The organism is Acidimicrobiales bacterium (assembly GCA_036378675.1).
Taxonomy (GTDB): Bacteria; Actinomycetota; Acidimicrobiia; order Acidimicrobiales; family Palsa-688; genus DASUWA01.
Genome location: DASUWA010000010.1, coordinates 97426 through 116794 on the forward strand (window position 1 = coordinate 97426; position 19369 = coordinate 116794).

The 19369-nt window shown below is 64.9% G+C and carries 16 protein-coding genes; 6 read left to right on the forward strand and 10 right to left on the reverse strand.

Features of this window, described 5'->3' with window-relative positions:
- Positions 1–50: 50 nt before the first annotated feature.
- The 3 genes from VFZ97_03950 to VFZ97_03960 are packed head-to-tail and all read right to left on the reverse strand — an operon-like array spanning position 51 to position 3300.
- Positions 51–1289, reverse strand: coding sequence for an alcohol dehydrogenase catalytic domain-containing protein (locus VFZ97_03950; protein HEX6392569.1), 1239 nt, complete (start codon positions 1287–1289; stop codon positions 51–53).
- On the reverse strand, positions 1286–2092 hold the full coding sequence (locus VFZ97_03955) for an SDR family oxidoreductase (GenBank protein HEX6392570.1): 807 nt from the start codon (positions 2090–2092) through the stop codon (positions 1286–1288). Before VFZ97_03955 ends, VFZ97_03950 begins: the two co-directional genes overlap by 4 nt.
- 8 nt (positions 2093–2100) lie before the next feature.
- Complete coding sequence (locus VFZ97_03960; GenBank protein HEX6392571.1) at positions 2101–3300, reverse strand: acyl-CoA dehydrogenase family protein; 1200 nt, start codon at positions 3298–3300, stop codon at positions 2101–2103.
- A gap of 67 nt (positions 3301–3367) precedes the next feature.
- On the opposite strand from VFZ97_03960, the gene VFZ97_03965 reads away from it, so the two are divergent.
- The gene (locus tag VFZ97_03965; GenBank protein ID HEX6392572.1) at positions 3368–4480 is read left to right on the forward strand and encodes an acyl-CoA dehydrogenase family protein; all 1113 of its coding nucleotides are present in this window, start codon (positions 3368–3370) and stop codon (positions 4478–4480) included.
- Here the strand turns inward: VFZ97_03965 and VFZ97_03970 are convergent.
- Complete coding sequence (locus tag VFZ97_03970) at positions 4446–5960, reverse strand: class I adenylate-forming enzyme family protein (GenBank protein HEX6392573.1); 1515 nt, start codon at positions 5958–5960, stop codon at positions 4446–4448. The genes VFZ97_03965 and VFZ97_03970 overlap by 35 nt on opposite strands.
- 189 nt (positions 5961–6149) lie before the next feature.
- Between VFZ97_03970 and VFZ97_03975 the strand changes: the two genes are divergently transcribed.
- Both VFZ97_03975 and VFZ97_03980 read left to right on the forward strand, forming a co-directional pair.
- Complete coding sequence (locus tag VFZ97_03975) at positions 6150–7829, forward strand: class I adenylate-forming enzyme family protein (GenBank protein ID HEX6392574.1); 1680 nt, start codon at positions 6150–6152, stop codon at positions 7827–7829.
- Between the two features lie 9 nt (positions 7830–7838).
- Positions 7839–8513 carry a TetR/AcrR family transcriptional regulator gene (locus VFZ97_03980; GenBank protein ID HEX6392575.1) on the forward strand — a complete coding sequence of 225 codons (675 nt, stop codon included), beginning with the start codon at positions 7839–7841 and terminating at the stop codon, positions 8511–8513.
- On the opposite strand, the gene VFZ97_03985 is transcribed toward VFZ97_03980, so the two are convergent.
- Positions 8510–10183 carry an AMP-binding protein gene (locus tag VFZ97_03985; GenBank protein ID HEX6392576.1) on the reverse strand — a complete coding sequence of 558 codons (1674 nt, stop codon included), beginning with the start codon at positions 10181–10183 and terminating at the stop codon, positions 8510–8512. The genes VFZ97_03980 and VFZ97_03985 overlap by 4 nt on opposite strands.
- A gap of 87 nt (positions 10184–10270) precedes the next feature.
- Between VFZ97_03985 and VFZ97_03990 the strand changes: the two genes are divergently transcribed.
- Positions 10271–11419, forward strand: coding sequence for an amidohydrolase family protein (locus VFZ97_03990; GenBank protein ID HEX6392577.1), 1149 nt, complete (start codon positions 10271–10273; stop codon positions 11417–11419).
- Positions 11420–11480: 61 nt separating this feature from the next.
- Here the strand turns inward: VFZ97_03990 and VFZ97_03995 are convergent, their stop codons facing one another.
- Positions 11481–11951 carry a VOC family protein gene (locus VFZ97_03995; protein HEX6392578.1) on the reverse strand — a complete coding sequence of 157 codons (471 nt, stop codon included), beginning with the start codon at positions 11949–11951 and terminating at the stop codon, positions 11481–11483.
- Positions 11952–11977: 26 nt separating this feature from the next.
- Here VFZ97_03995 and VFZ97_04000 point away from each other — a divergent pair, with 26 nt between their 5' ends.
- Positions 11978–13651: an amidohydrolase family protein gene (locus VFZ97_04000; protein ID HEX6392579.1), complete on the forward strand. Its 1674-nt coding sequence runs from the start codon at positions 11978–11980 to the stop codon at positions 13649–13651.
- 35 nt (positions 13652–13686) lie between these two features.
- On the opposite strand, the gene VFZ97_04005 is transcribed toward VFZ97_04000, so the two are convergent.
- Complete coding sequence (locus VFZ97_04005) at positions 13687–14598, reverse strand: SDR family oxidoreductase (GenBank protein HEX6392580.1); 912 nt, start codon at positions 14596–14598, stop codon at positions 13687–13689.
- A gap of 581 nt (positions 14599–15179) precedes the next feature.
- On the opposite strand from VFZ97_04005, the gene VFZ97_04010 reads away from it, so the two are divergent.
- Positions 15180–15374, forward strand: coding sequence for a DUF1918 domain-containing protein (locus tag VFZ97_04010; protein ID HEX6392581.1), 195 nt, complete (start codon positions 15180–15182; stop codon positions 15372–15374).
- Positions 15375–15377: 3 nt separating this feature from the next.
- On the opposite strand, the gene VFZ97_04015 is transcribed toward VFZ97_04010, so the two are convergent.
- The 3 genes from VFZ97_04015 to VFZ97_04025 are packed head-to-tail and all read right to left on the reverse strand — an operon-like array spanning position 15378 to position 19280.
- Positions 15378–16436, reverse strand: a complete 1059-nt coding sequence (locus VFZ97_04015) for an LLM class flavin-dependent oxidoreductase (protein ID HEX6392582.1) — start codon at positions 16434–16436, stop codon at positions 15378–15380.
- Positions 16433–17551 carry an amidohydrolase family protein gene (locus VFZ97_04020; protein HEX6392583.1) on the reverse strand — a complete coding sequence of 373 codons (1119 nt, stop codon included), beginning with the start codon at positions 17549–17551 and terminating at the stop codon, positions 16433–16435. The genes VFZ97_04015 and VFZ97_04020 overlap by 4 nt, the downstream gene beginning before the upstream one ends.
- A gap of 22 nt (positions 17552–17573) precedes the next feature.
- Complete coding sequence (locus VFZ97_04025; GenBank protein ID HEX6392584.1) at positions 17574–19280, reverse strand: amidohydrolase family protein; 1707 nt, start codon at positions 19278–19280, stop codon at positions 17574–17576.
- Between the last annotated feature and the right edge of the window lie 89 nt (positions 19281–19369).

Consider the following 19369-nt stretch of genomic DNA (forward strand, 5'->3'; position numbering starts at 1 on the left):
ACGCCCAGTGAGTCCCCGGGGCGGCGTAACCGCGCCCGACCACCAGGCAACTACCGGTGGTCGAAGGCGACCTTGATCGCCCCGCTCGACGCCTGGTCTGCGAGCGCCGCGAAGGCGTCCCGCCACTCGGAAAGCCGGAACGTATGCGTGAGCATCGGGGTGATGTCGACCCGCCCCTCTTGAACAAGTTCGAGGTAGTGCTCGATGGCGTGCCGGCGAACGCCTTCGACCTCCTCAACACCGAAGGCGTTCGAACCGACCCAGTTGAGCTCCTTGAAGTACAAGGGGCTCCACTCCCAGCGACCCGGCGCATGAAAACCGGACTTAACCAGAGTCCCACGCGCTCGCAGCAGTCTAACGCCCACTTCCAGTGTTTCAGGTTTACCGATGGTGTCGTAAACGACGTCGATCCCGCCGGGATGGCACATGGGAAGCCCGGTGGTGCCGCCGACCAGCTTCCCGCCGGACCACGCGGCGAGCTCCTCGATGATCTGCATCCGGTCGTCCGGAGGCAGCACCACCGACGCTCCCAGCTTCCGAGCCAGCGAAGCCTGAGCGTCGAAACGCGCGATCACCGCAACCTCGACGTCGGGGTACAGGGCTCGAAGCACTCCGAGGGCCGCCGTTCCCAAAGCGCCCGCCCCGTACACGAGCGCCCGGCCCCCCGCTGGCGGCGCGTGACGGGTAACCGCGTGCAGCGAAACGGAAAACGGATCTGCCAGCACCGCCTGCTCGTCGCGCACCGCGTCGGGTACCGGGAACAGCATGGTCGGGTGAGCCGGCATCAGCTCCGCGTACCCTCCGGTCGCGTCGCTCGACAATCCGATATGGATACCTACTGCGATGTCGCCGGCGGTGAAGTTGTAACAGAGGCTGTAGTCGCCTACTTCGCACGACGCGCACAGCGGAGAGATTCCGCGCGGCACGCAGGAGAGCCACGGGTTCAACACGACCCGCTGACCGACTTCCACGCCGGTAGCTGAAGGTCCGAGCTCGACGACCTCGGCCACCACCTCGTGGCCCATTACTTGTGGGAAGGAGCAGAGGCCGGCCATGGCGTTGTCGGTGTCCTCGTCGCCGAAGTCGAGCAACGCCATCTTCGAGTCAGAGCCGCAGATCCCGACCAGCAAAGGACGGGTCACGACCCAGTCGGGCCTGAGCGGCTTGGTGTCGTTCACCTCCATGAGCCGCATCGGGGTGACGGCAAGATTTCCGAGCAGCCTGTTCGAAGCGGCCTCTGCCGGCGGGTCCCAGGGCTCTGCGTCAACGCCCCACAAGAGTGCCTTCATGTGTCCTCCGATCCTCCAGGCACAACGGTGCCCCTTGCCGGGATCACTGACGCGATTCCCGAAATGTAGGAGTCGATGTCTGCGTCCTTGCCGGTGACTATCTCCTTCATGTCCGGGAGGTAGTGCTCGAACCGGTCACCTTCGATCGCCGCGACGATGCCCTCCGCAACGACGAGCGGCGGAACCTTGGGAATCTCGAACAACGCCGGGTCCTCTCCGGGCCGGTCCCAGATGTCGGTGTCGATCGGGCCTGGCTGGATCAAGCGCACCGCCACGTTGGTGCCCGCGAGGTCGATAGCCATCGACTCGCTCCAACCCGTCAGCGCGAACTTGCTGGCGCAGTACGCGGCTTCGTGGGGGATGCCGAGCCTTCCGCCCGTGCTGGCGACGTTCACGATCACCCCTCCGGGGCCTTCGAGCAGGCGGGGTAGCAGGCGCAGAGTCATGCGGGCGGGCGAAAGGAAGTTGACCCGAAGGGTGAGCTCGACTTCGTCGGTGGTCAGCTCGGTTACAGCACGGCGTTTCGGGATCGCCGCGTTGTTCACGAGCACCTCGAGACCCCCGAACTCGTCCCAGGCCTCGTCGACCAATCGTTCGGCAAGGTCCAGGTCGCCAAGATCGGCGACCCACATCCGGCTCGCCGGGGAGTCCTTCTTGCAACCGTCGAGAACGGACTGCAGGAGCGCCGACCGGCGGCCCACGAGCCCGACGGTCGCTCCCATGCTTGCCATCAACCGGGCAGTTGCCGCGCCGATCCCGGAGCTCGCACCCGTAACCAGAACCCTCGCACCTTCAACTCGCATGTCGGCCCCTACCTGCGCGGTAGCTGGATGGCCTTGTCGGCGATGATGTTCTTCTGCACTTCCGTCGCGCCGGCACCGATCGACGTATACCTCTGCCACGGATAATTGTGTGCGGCGTGACCGCCGTTCACCGCGTCGGCTCCACCTTTTTCAAGGATTCCTATCGGTCCGAGGATGTCGATGTAGAGCTCGGCCAGGCTCTGTGAGAGAAAGCTCCATTGAAGCTTCGCTAACGGCACCTCCGGCCAGTTCTTTTCACCCTTGAGAACCTTCGACAAAGCACGCACGTTCAGCAATCGGGTGAACTCGATGTGTGTCCACATGCGGGCAATCCGCTCCCTGATGTCGGGATCGCTCAAAGCCGCCGGGTTGTGCTTGCGTGCGGCCTCGATCATGTCCTCCAGCTCCTGCTTGAGCCCGATCGACAGGCCGGACGTTCCCACCCGTTCGTGGCCGAGAGTCCCCATCGCGACACCCCAACCGTTGCCCTCGTCCCCGAGCCGGTACTCGACCGGGATCTGCGCGTCGGTGAAGAAGACCTCGTTGAAGAGGCACTCCCCCGTGACGTCGCGTATCGGCCTGCATTCGATTCCCGGCAGCTCCATGTCGACGATCAGCGCGGTGATTCCCTCGTGCTTCGCACCCCGCTCGATGGCCGTGGAGTCGGTGCGGACCAGGAACAGGCCCCACTTGGCCAGGTGCGCAGTCGAGATCCAGATCTTCTGGCCATTCAGCACATAGACGTCGCCGTCGCGAACCGCTTTGGTGCGAAGGTTGGCGAGGTCGCTCCCGGCTTCGGGCTCGGTGAAACCCTGGCACCAGTGAACGTCCGCGTTGATGATTCCGGGCAACCACATCTGCTTCTGCTCTTCGGTGCCCCAGCGGATGATCATCGGGCCGATCTGCCAGATGCCGTTGGCGTTGTAGATGCCGGGGGCCTTCGCGGCGGCCATCTCCTGCGAGTAGATGACGTTCTGCATGATCGTCGCTTCGCGGCCGCCCCACTCTCTCGGCCAGTTGATGGCCGCCCACTTGCCCTCGTTGAGCCGGCGTTGCCAGGCCTGGCGGCGCTGCATCGTCCGCTTGGTGGTGTCCGATTGGGCGGGCCCGATCTCGCCCTGGTCGCGAAAGTCCGGAAGGTTGGCGTCGAGCCAGGCACGAAGCTCGGCCCGGAACTCCTCGTCCTCCCGTTCGTAGGAGAAGTCCACGCGGACAAAGGTAACGCGCTGCCGTCCGGGATGTGACACGCGTGTCAGGGTTTGTACGATCACGTCCGTGGATTTCACCTTCAGCCCGGAGCAGGAAGCGCTGCGCGAGACGGTCCGTTCTTTTCTGACCAGGCCTTCAGACGCCGGATACACCCGGCGGATGATCGATGACGAACGAGGATTCACCGACGAGTGGTGGTCCGAGATCGCCTCACTGGGCTGGACGGGGATGCTGGTGCCGGAAGAGTTCGGCGGTGCCGGACTGGGACTGATCGACCTCGTGGTCCTGCAGGAGGAGATGGGCAAGCTGCCGCTTGCGGGACCGTTCTTCTCGTCGTCGGTCGCGGCAACGCTGGCTGCGATCCACTTGCGCGACGCCGGCTTACAGCGCAGCCTGGCGGCCGGAACGATCAAGGGCACCGTCGCAATCGAAGAGGGACAGAGCGGCTCGCCCCTCGACTCGATTACCACGACCGCGACGTCGAGCGACGGCGAATGGGAGCTTCACGGTTCGAAACCCGTCGTTGTAGACGGCCACACCGCGGACGTCGCGGTCGTAGTCGCGCGCGAACCCGACGGGAAGCTCGCCTCGTTCGCACTCGACCGGCCCGCGGGCGAACTCGTCCCGGCACTCGACGTGACTCGCAAGGTCGCCCGGGTCACCCTTGACGGTCGTCGAGCGAGGCGCATCGGACCGCCGGGCGATCAGACCGCCCTTCTGGAGAGGATTGGCGACGACATCGCGATCGCCCTCTGCGCGGAGACGGTAGGGGCCGGCGAGCAGGCCCTCCGCATGGCGATCGAGTACTCGAAGCAACGGGTGCAATTCGACCGGCCCATCGCGACGTTCCAGGCAATCAAGCACAAGATCGTCGACATGCTCCACCAGTTGGAGCTCGCCCGGGTCGGCACCCACTGGGCCGCGTGGGCCAGTCAGGTCGACGACCCGGTTCGCGCCTCTGCTGCGGCGGCGTGCAAATCGTTCGTATCAGAGGCCGCAGTGATGGTCACCGCCGAAAACATCCAGGTCCACGGCGGGGTCGGGTTCACCTGGGATGTCGACTGCCATCTGCTCTTCCGGCGGGTGAAGCAGAACGACGTGCTGTTCGGTTCGCAAGCCTGGAACCGTCAGCGCCTGGCAAGCCTCATTCTTGACGCTGCTCAACCAGCGCGCGCTTAACCACTTTTCCGGTGGCGTTGCGCGGGAGCTCGTCGACGAAGGAGATCTGGCGAGGGATCTTGTAGTCGCTCAACCGCTCGGACAGAAAAGCGCGCACCTTCTCCGTGTCCACGTCCGCGCCTTCCACCGTCACGATCCACGCGGCTACGTCTTCCCCGAGAACCGCATGGGGTATGCCTGCGACCGCGGCCTCACGAACCCCGGGATACTCGAGAAGAACCGACTCCACGTCGGAGGCATGGACGTTGTTCCCGCCGCGGATGATGACGTCCTTCGCTCTCCCGACGATGTACAGATAGCCGTCCTCGTCCAGGCGGGCGAGATCGCCGGTGTGCAGCCACCCGTCCCGCCACGCGTCCCTGGTGGCCTCCGTGTCGTTGAAGTACTCGCGTTCCTTGCCCGGGTTGGAGACGAGCAGCTCTCCGACCTCGCCGGCGGGTAGCTCCTCGCCCTCCTCCCCGATGATCTTCACGGTCATGGGCGGGACCGGTCTGCCCACCGAGCCGACCCTCCGCTCCGCCTCCTCCGGGGGCAGGACGCAGTACGCGGATCCGGCTTCGGTCATGCCCCAGTTGTTCGAAACCCAAGCGCCGGGAAGGCGGTCTCGAAGCCGGCGGAAGGTCTCCGGGGCCAGGGGGGCGCTCCCGAGGCTCACCATCTTCAGGCTCGACAGATCGGCTGCCTCGAAGCGCGGGTGTGCGAGCAGCAGGTGCGCCATCGCGGGTACGAGGAACACGGCTGACGGCCGCCGGTGCTCGACGATGTCGAGCCACTGGCCGGCGTCGAAGCGCGGCTGGTAGAGACTGGTCATGCCGAGCTTCATCGGGTTGTAGAGCGACGAGATCCCGGCGAAAGTGAACAACGGCGACGAGTGAAGCCAGCCGTCACCGGTCCAGTTGGGCAGCATGTTGGGCATCATCGAGGCGTTGCTGTGCCTCACCACGACGCCCTTCGGGCGCCCCGTAGTCCCGGACGTGTAGATGATGTCAGCCATGTCTGTCGGGTCGAGTGGCACCTGGATCGGGTCACCTCTCCGCCCAACGTCGGCCCATCCGTGGTGGTCTCCCGATGCTTCACCGGTCGTCGCGGTCCACCGCAGCGATCGCAGCGAGGATCTGACCTGATCGAATGCGGACTGGGTAGCCGCGCCGACGAAGGCAGCGACTGCGCCGGAGTGGTCGAGCACGTACTCGAGTTCTCGACGGGCGAGCCGGGTGTTGGTGGGGACTGCGACCGCCCCTGACTTGTGGATCCCCGAGTAGGCGACGATCCACTCCAGGCAGTCTTCCATGGGGAGGTAGATCGCCACCCTGTCGCCCTTGGCGACACCGGCATCGATCAACGCAGAGGCGATTCGGTCCGATTCGCCGTCCCACTCGGAGAAAAAGAGAGCACGGTCACGCCCCAGGTCCACGTGAGCGATCTCGCCCGGGAAGTGCTCGGCCATCATTCTCAGCTGGTCGGTCAACAGATCACTCAACGGCGAAACCTGACGCGCGTGTCATATACAGTGGAACCGAATGTAGCGGGCCGGCGACTGACCAGTCGAGCGACGGTCGAGTGAGGGATGGATGGCAGAAACCCACCAACGCGACGCACTCATTCGATTGGAGCGCGTCGACCCGGCAGAGAGACGCCTCTAGCCGTGCGACATATCGCGACCACCGCCATGCCGGCGGAGCCCTCGTTCCCTGAATACACGCCGACCGTTCCCGAGCTGCTCCGTTCCGGCCGCGACCGATTTGGTGCGAACGACTGCGTCATCACGCCGGACTCGAGGCTGAGTTACTCAGAGCTCGACGAGATGTCGCGCCGCCTGGCGGCGCACCTCGTCCGAATGGGGATCGAGAAGGGCAGCCGGGTCGGCCTACTGTTCCCCAACGGCGCCGACTGGGTGGTGTCCTGGGCGGCCACGACACGCATCGGGGCCGTCGCCATACCGGTCAACACCTTCTACAAGACGCCCGAACTGGCCAAGTTCCTGCGTCACGCCGACGTCCAGTACTTGCTCGGAGTCGGACAGTTCCTCCAGCACGACTATCTGTCGAGGTTGGAATCGATCGCACCCGAGATCTCCGAGCAGCGGTCCGATTCGCTTGCCCTTCCGAGCCTGCCGCAGCTGAGGCGCGTGCTCTTATGGGAGTCATCCGATCGCGAGTGGGCCGACGGTGGGGTCGGCGAATCCCTGAGTCAAGACGTCGATCAAACCCTCATCGGCGTGGTCGACGGGCTGGAAGACGATGTCGCCCCCGGAGACGTTCTCCTCGTGACCTACACATCGGGTTCGACCGGCGAGCCGAAAGGCGTGGTGCACAGCCATGGAGGTGTGATCCGCCACGCCCACAACCTCGCTTCTTTGTCGGGCATCGATCCGGAATCGCGCATCTGGACACCGATGCCCCTGTGCTGGGTGGGCGGGTTCTCGTTCAGCATGCTACGGGCGATGGTCGCCGGTGGTTGCTTCCTGACCCAGGAAGTGTTCGAGCCTGGCGCGGCCCTCCGGATGTTCGCGACGGAGAAGGTGACCAACATCTCCGCTTGGCCGGCGGTTGCCAAAAGCCTGAGGGAGCACCCCGACTTTCCTGCGACGGATTTGAGTTCGCTTCGGAGCGGTGTGTCGTTCTACGAGGCGGTGCCCCCCGATCGAAGGCCCGCCGACCCGACGCTTGCGATCAGCTCCCTGGGTATGTCGGAGACCTGTGGGCCTCACACCTTCTGGAACGTGAACGAGGAAGTTGCTGGGGTCCCTGAGCAGTACCGCGGTGCGTTCGGCCACGAAGTTCCGGGGACCGAGCACCGAATCATCGATCCGGAAACCGGCGAAGACGCGCCGGACGGCCATGAGGGTGAGGTCCTGGTCCGCGGGTACAGCATGATGCTCGGCCTGTACAAGCAGGAGCGGTCCGAAGTATTCGACAGCGAGGGTTGGTACCACACCGGAGACCGCGGCTACTTCCGCGACGGATGGTTCTTCTTCACGGGCCGGCAGACCGACCTGATCAAGACCGCAGGCTCCAACGTGGCACCCGCGGAAGTCGAACGGTGCCTTGGTGCATACGACGATGTGAAGCTCGCCTTCGTTGTCGGGGTTCCCCACGAGATCAAAGGCCAGGAAGTGGTGGCCCTCGTCGTGCCTTGGCGGACTGGAACCGATGGTGAGTCGCCGGCGCCACCCGAACCCGACGCGCTGCGCCAGCGGCTGAGGGAAGAGCTGTCGTCGTATAAGGTCCCTGCGCATTTCCTCGTAATCGAAGACGAGCAGGTGCCCTGGCTGGTCAGCCAGAAGGTCGATCGACGCGCACTGACCACACTGGCCGAGAAGATGCTCGCAGAGCAGGTCGCAAGGTAGCTTCCCACGATCACCGCCCCCGGCAAGTCCCCCGAACAGCGCCCAACCACCACTTCCGGTGGCGCACCCGCGCAGAACCGCCAGCTCCGAAAGCAAGGCAAGGAAACCCTCAGGAAGCTCCTCGAAGCCGCGATCGTCGTGTTCGACGAGCGGGGATACCACGCCGCACGCGTAGACGACATCGTCAAGGTCGCGAAGACATCGCACGGAACCTTCTACCTCTACTTCCGCAACAAGCAGGACCTGTTCCTCGCGCTCGTCGACGACGTCACCGCGGCGATGCGTGAACTCGCCGAGTCGCTGCCGCCCATCAAGCCTTCGAAGGCGGGATACGACGAACTCAGATCATGGCTCGACCGCTTCTACGGAATCTACGAGCACTACCACCCGGTGATCCGCGCCTGGACAGAGGCAAACGCACAAAACGTGGAGATGGCGAGGACAGGAGCACGTGTGCTGCGCAGGTTCATCGACCAGCTCGTCTTGCGAGTCCAGGAGTCCGACCGCGCGGCTGTACCCGACCCGGATATCGCCGCCTTCGCGATGGTTTCCATGGTCGAGCGGGTGAGTTTCTACGCGGTGGCCAGAATGGTCCCGGTCGATCGGGAATCCCTGATCGACAACCTCGCCACGATCCTGCATGTCGGGCTCTTTGGCGGTGTCCGCCGGCGTGCCGGCGACTAGGCGTCCGGTCGCGGCCAGAAGCCCCTGCGGCCGTTGGACCGAAACCGCTCACATAGAGCGTCCTCGTCTGCTTGTGTGAAAGGGCGGTAGACCAGCGCCGGGTCCGGCCTCCACCAGACCGGGTCGGTTGCGATCCATGCAGCCCTACGGAGTGGTGCCTTGTCAAGCTTGCGCGCGCCAGTGACCGGAAGCTCAGCGACGATCCTGACGAAACGAGGCGCCCACTTCGTGCCGAGGTCCGGTTGACCCGCAAGGAAGTCGGCGAAGTCGGCGGGGTCGAACGCTTGACCCGCGGGGATCTCGAGAGCGGCCATCACCTGATCGCCGCTGACTGGGTCCGGGACGCCGTACACCGCCACCCCGGACGCAGACGGAAACCGGTTCAGAATCCTCTCCACCCCGCCCGCGGAGAAGTTCTCCCCGTCCACTCTCAACCAGTCCGCACTACGCCCCGCGAAGTAGAAAAAATCCTCGGCGTCGCGATACCCGAGGTCACCAGTCCAGTACCAGCCGCCGCGAATACGTTGCGCTTCGGCTTCGGGGTTGTTGTAGTAGCCCTCAAAACGGTCGGCGGTGTTGCGCCCCACGATCTCCCCGACGGCCTGCTCAGGATTCGTCAGCCGGCCGTGCACGTCGAACCTGGCGGGGGAGCATTCTCGCCCGGTGGCCGGGTCTACGACGGTGACATCCATTCCCCCTTTGGGTTTGCCCATCGCTCCTGGCGGCATCCCACCCACCGGCGATATCACCACCGCGTTCTCGCTCGACCCGTACCCTTCGAACACGGGGCAGTTGAAGCGCCTGGTGAACTCGGCGATGTTCTGCGGCGAGGCCTCCGACCCGAGCGCCCACTTCAGTTGGTTGTCGCCGTCTTCGGGTGTTTCCGGAACCGCGACGATGTAGGACAGCGCGCGCCCGACGTAGTTGAAGTAGGTGCAGCCGTGGCGACGGATATCCGGTCCGAACGACGACGCCGAGAACCTCCGGCGCAGCACGACCGACGCGCCGGTTATGAGGGCCGGGAACAGGTTCGCAAGCAGCGCGTTGCCGTGGAACAGCGGCATGGAGCAGTAGAGAACGTCTGCAGGCCCGAACGCGATCGCGGAGTCCGCGGAGGTGCGGGCCGCTCGACCTTGCGACATGCGCACCGCTTTCGGCGCGCCGGTCGAACCGGCGGTGAACAGGAGCAGATAGAGCTCCTGAGGATCCGGCTGCCGATCACGCTGCGCGGGCTGCCCGTCCAGCAATCGGCGGTATGGCTCCGACTCGACGTCGATGACCCGCCCGCTCGCCGCCCCCAGGTCTAGGTCATCGAGGAGAACGCCTCCTGCCTCGTCGGTGAGGACGAACTGGCAGTCGGTGTGCGAGACATCGCGTGCGAGCTCCGCTCCCCGCCTGGTCGAGTTGATCCCAACGACGGTCGCGCCGCTGAGCGCTGCACCGAAGAGAACGAAGACGTACTCGGGAACGTTCTCTAGGAGAACCCCCACGTGAAATGGGCCGGGGCGCCTTAACTCGGAGAGCGCTGCCGCGCGGCGCCGTGATTCGGCGACGACCTCCGACCAGCTCCAAGTCGTGTCCTCGAAGATCAAGCCGGGCCCCGGGTCCGCGCTCCGCGCGGTCACGTAGCCGGCGATAGTGGGGCTCGCCTCCGACCCCTCGTCGTTCACGGCCCGACTCTAACGACAGCCGCCCGTCTATGACGTGCGTGTCACAGTCTGGGCGGCGCCGGTCTACGATCGTTGCTGGTGACGCAAATGGCTGGCCCGACCATCATCTCGGTAGACGACCACCTCATCGAACCACCCGTCCTCTTCGAAGGTCGGATGCCCTCCAGCCTCGCCGACCGGGCGCCGCGGATCGTTGAGTTCGAAGACGGCCGGCAGGCGTGGGACTACGAGGGCAACTTGTACGCCAACGTGGGACTCAACGCCGTGGTCGGGCGCCCGCGGGACGAATGGAGCATGGAGCCCGCCCGGTTCGACGAGATGCGCCCGGGTTGCTACGACATTCACGAGCGGGTCAGGGATATGGACGCAGGCGGCATCTGGGCGTCGGTTTGCTTCCCGTCGCTCATCGCCGGCTTCTGCGGCGCAGTCTTTTCGAACAGCAAGGACCCCGAACTCGGCCTCGCCTGCGTCCGGGCGTGGAACGACTGGCATCTCGAGGTCTGGGCGGGCACATATCCCGGCCGGGTAATCCCTCTCCAGCTGACCTGGCTGCGCGATGCCGAGATAGCGGCAGAGGAGGTCCGCAAGAACGCAGAGCGAGGGTTCAAGGCGGTGAGCTTCGCCGAGCTACCGTCGAAGCTGGACTTGCCGTCGCTGCACTCGCGCCACTGGGACCCGTTCCTTTCCGCGTGCGAGGAAACCGGAACCGTCATCTGCTTGCACACCGGATCGTCAGGATGGGCGCCGCTGCCTTCGCCCGATCCTCCGTTCGAGCTGTACCCGACTCTGTTCCCGGCCAGCAGTCTGGTGGCGGCCACCGACTGGTTGTGGTCGCGGGTATGCGTGCGGTTCCCTCGTCTCCGCATCGCGATGTCCGAGGGTGGCATCGGCTGGGTGGCGATGCTGGCCGACAGAGCGGACTACGTTCTCGACCACTCCGCTTCTGGAAACGAAAGCAGGGCCTGGAAGAGCGACCTTCGTCCTAGCGAGGTTCTGGCCCGGAACTTCTGGTTCTGCACGATCGACGACCCGAGCAGCGTGGATGCGGTGATCCAGAGGGTCGGTCCGGATCACATCATGGTGGAGAGCGACTACCCGCACGCCGACTCGACCTGGCCAACGACGTGGGATCGAGTGAAGGCAAACTTCGGACATCTTCCGCAGGAGATCATCGACAAGGTGACGTTTCGGAACGCGGCCGAGCTGTTCGGGGTGCCGCTGCCCCCGGGGGCTTAGCCGGGCCCCTGCCCACTGCGGACGCGCAGAACTGCTTCGTGACTCAGCCCGTCTTCGTGACTCAACCCTGCAGCGACTTCCAGTAGGACATTGGCAGCAGCTCGATGAGCTGTCCATCGGGGTCTCGCACGAAGAGCGCAGCCCCGATGTCCGTCCCTTCGACCAAGGTCCCGCCCAGGTCAGTTGCCCGCGTTGCCGTCTCGTGCACGTCTTCGACGCTGAAGGACAGATGGGTGAGCCCGGCTTCGTTCATCGGTCGCTTTCGGGCAGGCGGGTTGCCAGACCGGTCGAAGTGCAGCAACTCGAGTACGAAGTCACCTTTCCGCATGTACGACGCCGTCATCCCGAGGGGCGCTTCGACCTGCAGCAGCCGATCGGACGGCTCGTCAGGGACCTTCAGCTCCCGTACAAGCTCGAAGCCGAATAGTTCCTGGTAGAAGCGCCCGGCACGCTCGAGGTCCGTGACGCAGTGCCCGATGTGGTTCAGGACGACTGCCTCGCCGTCCGGATTCTGGTTCCCGTCGACTGCCACCGGCCTAGGAACCTACTATGACAGGCGTGTCAGAGTTTGATGTCGTCATTCGCGGCGGGACGGTCATCGACGGTACGGGGGCTCCTGCCCGCAGAGCCGACGTCGCCGTCGCTGGCGATCGGATCGTTGCCGTCGACGGGGGAAAGCTCGAGGGCAAGACCGAGCTGGATGCGTCGGGGCAGGTCGTGGCTCCCGGCTTCATCGACATTCACACCCACTACGACGCACAGGTGTTCTGGGACCCCTGGCTGAGCCCTTCATGCTTCCACGGCGTCACGACCGTCGTCGCCGGTAACTGCGGCTTCTCGATCGCGCCGATCCGATCGGACGGCGTGTCGCTCTTGGCCCGCACGCTCCAGCACGTCGAGGACATGAGCTTCGACACGCTGTCAGCCGGAGTTCCGTGGGACAGCTTCGAGAGCTTTCCCCAGTACCTGGACGCGGTGGAGCGGCGAAAGCCAGCGCTGAACTACGGCTGCTACGTCGGACATACGGCAGTCAGGCTCTACGTGATGGGAGACGACGCGTACGAGCGTCCCGCCAAACACGATGAGATCGAGCGGATGCAACGCGCCGTGGCTGAAGCCATGGAAGCCGGCGCGATGGGATTCGCCAGCAGCGCTTCGCCGACGCACAACGGAGACAAGGGACGGCCGGTTCCGTCGCGGGTCGCGGACGTCGAAGAGCTCCGGGCCCTTCTTCAGCCAGTGCGCACGTCCAAGCGAGGCGTGGTGGCGCTGCTTCCTGGCGGGGTCATAAAGCACCAGGAAGTCTTCGAGCTCCAGAAGGAGATCGGGCGGCCGTTCACCTGGACGGCGTTACTAACCGTCCAGGGTTACCCCTACCACGAGAAGGTCATCGCCGAGCACGACGCTGCATGGGAGGGGGGCGCCGAGGTCTGGCCCCAGGTTTCGTGCCGTCCGTTGGTCTTTCAGATGAATCTCGCCGAGCCGTTCACGCTGAACATGCGGCCTTCGTTCTCGGCCCTCATGGGCTGTACGCGCGACGAGCGGATGGCTGCGTACCGGGATCCCGCATGGCGGGAGTCGGCTTGGGCCGAGCTCAGCGGTCAGAGCGGAGGCTTCGGCTTCAACTGGAAGACGCTGTCGGTCGCCGAATCCGAGTCGCGTCCGGACCTGGTCTCCCGCAAGGTCGTCGATCTCGCCGAGGAGTGGGGATGCACCCCTCTCGACGTGATCCTCGACATCTCGCTTGGAGACGCCCTCCACAGCCGGTTCTGGTCGGTGCTCGCGAACGACGACCCCGAGGGGATCGCCTGGCTCCTTCCCCGCGACCACGTGTTGCTCGGGCTAGCCGACTCTGGCGCGCATGTTTCCCAGCTCTGCGACGCCTGCTTCGCGACCGACCTTCTCGGCAACTGGGTCCGCGAACGCCAGGTGATGCCCCTTGAGCGAGCGATCCACAAGCTGACCGGTGAACCGGCGGCGGTCTACGGACTGAACGACCGCGGGATCATCAGCGAGGGCAAGGCCGCGGACATCTGCGTGTTCGATCCGGATACCGTCGCTCCGGGCTCGCTCCGCCGGATCCGCGACTTCCCGGCCAACGGCGAAAGGCTCACCGCCGATTCGCCGTCGGGGATGACACATACGCTCGTCAACGGGGTCCCGATTCGCGTCGATGGTCAACCCTCCAAGGAGGGGTTGGCCGCCGGGCCAGGGAAGTTGCTGCGCTCGTAACCCCGGCACGCCGCGCAATCGCCAAACGAGGTCCCTCAGAAGCCGATCCCGAAGCGGGGTATTCGCCTGCGGCGCTCACCAAACAGCTGGCTCTGCGCCTCGATGAGATCGCCGACCGTCCATCGATCCTCGCGAGTGATGCCGGAGGCGTCGCGGTAGCCGTCTATGAGATGCACCCGGCCGCCCGTGACCACGAACACCTGGCCGCTGACGTCTGACGCTGCCTCGCTCGCCAGCCAACCGACGACCGGCGCGATGTTGTCCGGATGCAGGTCGTCGAAGCCTTCGCCCGCTGCGGGCTCCTCAAAACCGGCCCCAAGAGTCTCGGTCATGCGGGTTCGGGCACGTGGCGAGATCGCATTCACCGTTACTCCGAATCGCTCGAGTTCCCGCGCCAGCGTAAGGGTCATCGCCGCGATGCCTCCTTTGGCCGCGGCGTAGTTCGCTTGGCCTGGAGTTCCCCACAGCCCGGCTTCGCTAGTTGTGTTGATCACCCGGCCGTACACCGGCTGGTCAGCCTTTGATCGCGCCCGCCAGTGCGCGGCAGCGAATCGCACCGGGGCGAAGTGCCCTTTCAGATGAACCAGCACGACGGCCTCGAAGTCTTGCTCGCTCATATTGAAGCTCATTCGGTCGCGGACGAAACCCGCGTTGTTGACCAGCACGTTGAGGTCCCCGAACGTTCCCACCGCTTGGTTGATCAGCCGCTCTGCTCCGGCCCAGGACGAAACGTCGTCGTCATTTGCGACCGCCTCACCCCCGCTTGCGGTGATCTCGTCCACGACCCGCTGAGCCAGCGAAGGATCTGTACCGCCGCCGTCAAGAGCGGTACCGAGATCGTTCACCACGACTTTGGCGCCCTCCGCAGCGAGCAGCAGGGCCTCGCCCCGCCCGATCCCTCGACCCGCGCCGGTGACCACGGCGACTTTCCCGTCCAGATGTCCCACTTCGCTCCTCCTCGCTCTGGTCACGCCGGGAGTGGGCTGCCGAGTGGGCGACTTTTCTACCAGAGCGGCCTCGCTGGACAGGAATGGGGGCTTGAACTCGCCAGTCGAGGTTCTAAAATGTTTGTACGGCTCGGTGTGGGCCGAGCCGAGTGGAAAGTGTCACTCATCACAAGAGCGAGGTAGTGCCAATGCTCTTGGGTTCTTTAGAACGCTCACCGCCGGTTCCTTTGGCGGTGCCCCTTTCGGGTCGCATCCGATAAGACCCTGGGTCGTGTCGCCAAGTCGCGGTTTAAGGCCCAGACGGCGGTGACGGGGAGTGCCCATTCGAAAGTGGGGTGATGCAAGTTGATGCCGCGGAAGGTCCCGGCGACAGACGGCACAGGCCCATAACCGCCAGTCGTGGTCTCCCACCATTGAGCGTCGGCAGAGCGAGTCGTACTCAGGGCTTACAACCGAATAGCTCGGGCAAGGGGGAACGGGTTGTGCCGTTCCCCTTGTTCGATTTGCCTTGTTCAATTTGCCTTGTTCAATTTGCCTTGTTCAATTTGTTGGTCGCAAGGTTTAGACAGGAGGCTTAGGTCGTGGACGCGCACGTGGGAGATCAGATCATCGTCGAATCCCGCAAGGTGGGGGGTGGGCGCAAGACCGGCGAGGTCGCTGAAGTCGTCAGCGGAACCAGCGGGCAGCATTACCGGGTGCGGTGGGACGACGGTCATGAGTCGATCGTGTACCCGAGCACCGACGCTTTCGTGGTTGGCGGGTCCGACCGGCGCTGAGTCTCAGCGAAGCTTCGGCAGAACCTGTTCCGCGAGCATTCGGCGCGAGTCGCGTGCAGCCTCACGGTTCATGCCGATACCTCCGCCGAGCAGTACGAGCTTGTCCAAACCCAGGTCGATCATCTGGATAAGCCTGTCGACGCAGTAGGAGGGCGGACCGGCAATTCCGAACGAGTCGACCAACTCCGGCGGAAGGTCGCGGCTCTGAGGCGAGCCGTGGGTGAAATGGTGATGCATGTCGTAGCGCTCGTGTACCGCGGACAGGGCGGACCGTTCCACTTCGTTCGCTGGTCCCGAGACGGTTCCGTGCATGACAGAGAAGCGCGCGAACGAGGCAACCGCTCCGCCGATCAACTCGCGTGCGATCCGGCGATCGGCGTGCACCACGACGGGTACGTACGCGCCGAGTGGGGGACAGCCCGCGCCTGCGGCCCGCCTCGCTTCATCCATCGCCCAATTGAGACGCTCGGCGTCGGATCCGACTGCGAAGGTGATTCGGTCGGCCAGCGACGCAGCGATCGCTATCACGCGGGGTCCGGTCGCTGCCACGTCCACCGGAACCTTTCGATCGCTTGCACCCGCGATCCAGTGGATCCGGCTGCCTTCTGGAGCATCAGCCATACCGAGACTCGATGCGGGTCGCGCTAAGCCCGCACCATCGTTGGTCGGGTCGAAGGTGACCTCTTCCCCTCGCAGGTATCTCTGCAATCGGGAGAGATACCGCTCGAATGCCGCAGGTGACGCCGGTGCGAGCCCGAGGTGCGCCAGTGACGAGTCGCCGCGACCGATACCGAGGACCGCTCTGCCCCCTGATTCGATGTGGACGGTGGCGATCGCAGCCGCGGTCACCGCTGGGTGGCGGGTCAAGGGGTTGGTCACCCCGGTGCCGAGCTTCAGACGCTCGGTCGCCGAAGCCGCGATCCCCAGGTGCACGTAGGGGTCGACAGCGAGGTTCTGCGAGTCCACAAGTGCCAACCCGTCCCAGCCCTCCTGCTCGGTCCTGGCGGCGAAGGTCGCCGTCCTGCCGGGCATGCCGGCGCCGGCGATCCACAACTCCGTCATACGCTCAGGGCCAGGTTGCTGGTGTCGATTCCGTAGAGCTCGGCGACGTTCGCAGAGAGAATGGCCTGCTTCTGCTCGGCCGACAGCTGCCTGGTGTGCTCGGCGAGTAGCTCCTGGCTCCAGGGCCAGGTCGAGTCGGAGTGGGGGAAATCGTTGGCCCACAACAAGTGGTGCCAGTTCATGTCGCCGGCGAAGCGGAACGCGGTCCAGTCGTCCTGGAAAGTTACGTAGACGTTCTCGGCGAAGTACTGGGACGGTGAACGGGTGAGCTCCTGCCCGGCGGGAAGCCAGTTGCGATGCCGGTTGTAGGCGTGGTCCATGCGGTATGCGAAGTGCGGGACCCACCCGGCGTCGGCCTCCGCGCAAACGACCCGCACTTGAGGGTTGCGCTCGAACACCCCACCGAGCACGAGCATCCCCATCACGTCCTGACATCCGCGAACGATCGATAGGAACGAGTTCATCTTGGGTCCGCGCGTGAACCCCGGCTTCATGGTCAGGATGTGGAACGATGGCACCATCTCGAGTTCGACGGTCGCCGCCCAGAACTCGTCGTAGATGGGCGAGTCGTAGTCGTCCACACCGGGCTCCCCGGGCATCATCACGCCCCGTAGCCCGAGGCGTTTCATCTCCTCGAGATCGGCTATTCCCTCGTCTGGGGAGCGCATCGCCGTTTGCCCTAGGCCGATGAGTCGATCGGGATGTGCGGCGCAGTAGCCCGAGAGCCACCGGTTGTACGCGTCGAAGCAGGCCCTCTTGTAATCGACGTCCGGGTGGTTGCAGATGACCATCCCGATGCTGGGGTAGATCACCTCGGCAGCGACCCCATCGCTCACCTGGTCCGCCATGCGCGCCTCGGGGTCCCATCCTCCCCTATGCAAATCGGAAAACCTCGACCCCTTGAGCTTGATCTCCTCCGCCTTTTTGCCAGCGGCTGCGACGGTTCCAAGGGAAAGCGGCTTGGGAAACCCGTCGATCACGAATGCGTCGCCGATGTCCGGTCCGCAATCCTCGAGCCGAGGGGCGCGATCCGCAAAGGCGGGATCGATGTGATCCACGTAGGTCTCGGCAGGCTCGGTGATGTGCGAGTCCGCGGAGATGATCGGAAAGTTCATCGTTTCCCCCAGTGATTACAAGTCAGTTCGGGTCGGGTCGGGCGCCTCGAACCAAGCACCCGGGAAGGGCGCCCGTCTCTTCTCCGTCCCGGTAAGTTTCCACCCCGGATACGAGGGTGTGCAGATAACCGGTGGCGGACTGCACGAGCCGCTTTCCTCCCGCGGGCAGGTCGTTGACGATTCTCGGGTGTCCCATGCCGAGATTGGCGAAGTCGATGACGTTGAGATCGGCCTTGTAGCCGGGAGCGATGAGACCGCGATCCAAGAGCCCAACGGCTTCGGCGGTCGCCCTGCACTGGCGGTTGACGACCCACGGCAGCTCGAATCGCTCCCCGCGGCTTCGGTCGCGTGCCCAGTGCACGAGCAAGGTTGTCGAGAAGCTGGCGTCGCAGATGGTGCCCACGTGCGCGCCTCCGTCGCCTAGTCCTGGAACCGCGTAAGGGTGGGACAGCATCTCGGCCGCTGCATCGAGGTTTCCATCGAAGTAGTTGGCGAAGGGGAGGTAGAGAAGCGTTGTGCCATCGCCTCTTACCAACAAGTCGTAATAGAGATCCTCGGCCCGCCGGCGGTCCCGGGTGGCTCTGGCCGCCACGCTGCAGTCGGGATCTGGCTCGTAGTCCGGGGGGTCACCCAGTTCGAAGATTCGGTCGAGGGGTTGCCGCATGCCGCCCGGCCTGTCGAGGATCTCGCCGAGCACAGCGTCACGTGTCTCGGGATCGGCCAGCCTTTTGGCTCTTTCGGCCAGAGGCAGATGCTCGAGCGAGCGGTACGTCTGGGACGGTTTGAGCGGGTTCACCGAACCCTGGAGCCCGATGAGCAAGCCGATCGCCCGCGAGGCGACTTGGGCCCGCATTTCGAGGCCTGCCTGCTGCGCGGATGTGATCGCGTCAAGGCTCCGCCGATATTCGGTGCCCGGCTTGGCCTGAGCGAGGGATATCGAGAGCGGACGCCCCGATACGCTCATCATGTCGATGAGGGTCTTCATCTCGTCATCGAAATCCGGGAAGTCGGAGATCACCTGCAGGACTCCCTGGCCGGTCCCACTTATGGCTTCGGCGATGCCCACAAGTTCCTCCCGCGCGGCCGTAAGGGTGGGCGTCGGCTCGCCTTTGCTGGTGCGGTGGTTGAGCGTCCTCGATGTGGTGAACCCCAAGGCCCCAGCACGGATGCCGGCCGCTGCAAGGCGGCCCATCTCTTCGATCTCCGCCCGTGTCGCAGGCTCGCGATCTGCTCCTCGCTGCCCCATCACGTAGAGGCGAAGCGGGCCATGGCAGACCTGTGCGGCGAAGTCGACGTCATGCCGACGCCGTTCTAACGCGTCGAGGTACCCCTCGAAGGACTCCCAGTCCCAAGAAAGCCCTTCGTGCAGCACCGTCCCCGGAAGGTCCTCCACGCCTTCCATCAGCTCGATGAGCTGGCCCTGGTCGCCCTCGCGTACAGGTGCGAAGCCAACGCCACAGTTCCCCATGACCACCGTCGTCACGCCGTGGTTCGACGAAGGCGAAAGCCGTGAATCCCACGTGGCCTGGCCGTCGTAGTGGGTGTGGATATCGACGAACCCCGGGATCACAACTGCGCCGTCAGCGTCAACCAGCTCCCGGGCGGAAGAACGGTCGAGGTGCCCGATCTCGGCGATCAGCCCGCCGGCGACACCGACGTCGGCGGTGAAGGGAGCGCCACCCCTACCGTCGACGACTTTCCCACCTCGAACGAGCAAGTCATATCTCACGGCCGGCCCTCCCTGTGTCCGTAGCCGGTGGCAGCGCGAGTGTCACATACGGCACCCGTGGATGTCACGTGGGGTTCGGGGATAGCGTC